This is a genomic window from Nitratidesulfovibrio liaohensis (assembly GCF_011682075.1).
GTDB lineage: Bacteria > Desulfobacterota > Desulfovibrionia > Desulfovibrionales > Desulfovibrionaceae > Cupidesulfovibrio > Cupidesulfovibrio liaohensis.
The window spans coordinates 1-2086 of record NZ_VSMK01000455.1 but is presented as its reverse complement, the minus strand read 5'-3'; the positions used below and the strand labels follow the sequence as shown (position 1 = coordinate 2086).

Sequence of the window (2086 nt, the reverse complement as noted above, 5' to 3'; positions counted from 1 at the left end):
CTGACGGTGTGGGTCACCTTCACCCCGTGCTTTTTGTGGATATTCCTGGGCGCTCCCTACATCGAGGCCGTACGCGGCAGGCCCGCGCTGGCCGCCGCGCTGGCGGGGGTCACCGCCGCCGTGGCCGGGGTCATCGCCAACCTCTCGGTGTGGTTCGGGCTGCATGTGCTGTTCGGCACCATGGGCGCGTGGGAGGGGCCGCTGGGCCTGCGGCTGCCCCTGCCTGTCCTGTCCAGCCTGGACCCGGTGGCCGCCCTGCTGGCCGTGGGCGCGGGCGTGGCCATGTTGCGCTTCAAGGCCCCCATGCTGCCGGTGCTGGCGGCCTGCGCCGGACTGGGAGCTGTGATTCGCCTGGTGCTGTAGGCATCCGCCCCGGACGCCGTCTCCTTCCGCCCGCGCTCCTTCCCCCAAACGGCGAACGCCCCCGGCGCATCATCCTGCGCCGGGGGCATTGTCATCCTGCGTTGCGGAAACGGTCCGCGCGGCTACTGCACGGGTTCGAAGTATTCCTTCTCCGCGTCGCACCACGGGCACACCCAGTCCTCGGGCAGGTCGGCGAAGGGGGTATCCGGACCCACGCCGTGTTCGGGGTCGCCCTCGGAGGGGTCGTACACATAGCCGCAGGGGCACTTGTACTTCTGCATCGGTGTCTCCTTGCGCCATGGCGGGCGCTGTTTGGGACATCCGCGCACGGCCCGCGCGCGGATGCGGAAAGAACGTGGTGACGGCTACGGAATCAGGTACGACTTCACCGAGCGCACGCCGCCAACGGCGCGCGCCACCATGACTGCGCGGTCCACATCGGCCTGCGCGCGCACCATGCCCAGCAGCACCACCTGACCGCCGTACACTTCAAGGTCGATCTGGGTGGAACTCAGGGCCTTTTCGGCAATGAGGTTGGTGCGCACCTTGGTGGCCACGGCCAGGTCGTCGGCAGTGTGGCCGGTGCCCGGGTCGAACCAGTGCGTGGTCACCGAGCGCACGCCCTTGACCTTGCGGGCAATGCTCACCGCCGGGTCGCGGAACGACGAGGGCACCTCGCCCACCAGAAAGACCCGCCCGGCGTAGCTGTACACCTTCACGGCATAGCCGTCGGATGCGTCGCGCTGCAAAAGGTCGGTCTTGATGGAGGTGCGGATGGTGCTGTCGTCCACCATGGTGCCCACGGTGCGCTCATCCTGCGGCACGGAATAGACGGCACAGCCGCCAAGGCCGGAAAGCGCAAGCACCGAGGCCGCCAGCAGCAGCACCGGCACGACGGCGGAAAGGATGCGGCGTTTCATGGCTGTCTCCTGCATGTTGTTTCTGCGGTTGGTTGCCCCCTGCCGCGCTGCCCCAATTCCAGAAAGGCGCGGCGCGGGCGCGGGGATTCATGGTGAAATATAGCACGCGACGGGCGCGCTGTCACCGGGCCCTGCATCGTTGGAACGCCCTGCGGGGGGACTGCCGCCGGACGGAGCGTTCCTCTTGACCTCGGGCATTGCGCCCACCTACCATGCGCCACGCGGCCCCACCGCCCCGTCCGTGCCCGCCGCATACCGGCGAGACCGAACTCCACGTGGGCGGACCGCCATGCGCCAGACCGCCATGCAGCAGAACCGAAAGCGCATGACCGGGCGCCGCGCCACCATACACCCCCAACACATCCCCGCAACGATGCCCCCTAACGACGCCAAGGAGATCGCCGCATGACCCCCGAACAGCGCGCCGTCCTCGACCATATCCTGTCCCGCGCCCTCGATGCCGTGGCCCCCGACCGCGCCGTGCACCGCCACGTGCGCCGCAACGGCAACACACTGCACATCGCCGGGCGCGACTACGACCTTTCCGCCCACGAACGCGTTTACGTGGTGGGCGCGGGCAAGGGCGCGGCCCCCATGGCCGCCGCGCTGGAGGACATCCTGGGCGACCGGGTGCACGACGGCGTGGTGGTGGTGAAGTACGGGCACACCGCCCCGCTGAAGCGCATAGCCCTGCGCGAGGCCGCCCACCCCGTGCCTGACGCCGCCGGTGAACGCGCCGCCAACGAAATCCTGGACCTGGTGCGCACCGCAGGCCCGCGCGACCTCGTGCTGTGCGCCCTTAC

4 protein-coding genes are annotated in these 2086 nt (G+C 69.6%); 2 read left to right on the top strand and 2 right to left on the bottom strand.

Going from position 1 to position 2086, the window contains the following annotated elements:
• Window positions 1–363, top strand: a 363-nt coding sequence (locus FVW27_RS14175) for a chromate transporter (protein WP_167126261.1), incomplete at its 5' end; no start/stop codon positions are given.
• 122 nt (window positions 364–485) lie between these two features.
• Here the strand turns inward: FVW27_RS14175 and FVW27_RS14170 are convergent.
• Window positions 486–644 (bottom strand): rubredoxin, encoded by a 159-nt coding sequence (locus FVW27_RS14170; protein WP_007526996.1) that lies wholly within the window; start codon window positions 642–644, stop codon window positions 486–488.
• 84 nt (window positions 645–728) lie between these two features.
• The gene (locus FVW27_RS14165; RefSeq protein WP_167126258.1) at window positions 729–1283 is read right to left on the bottom strand and encodes a BON domain-containing protein; all 555 of its coding nucleotides are present in this window, start codon (window positions 1281–1283) and stop codon (window positions 729–731) included.
• Between the two features lie 405 nt (window positions 1284–1688).
• Between FVW27_RS14165 and FVW27_RS14160 the strand changes: the two genes are divergently transcribed.
• On the top strand, window positions 1689–2086 hold a 398-nt coding region (locus tag FVW27_RS14160), incomplete at its 3' end, for a DUF4147 domain-containing protein (RefSeq protein WP_167126255.1).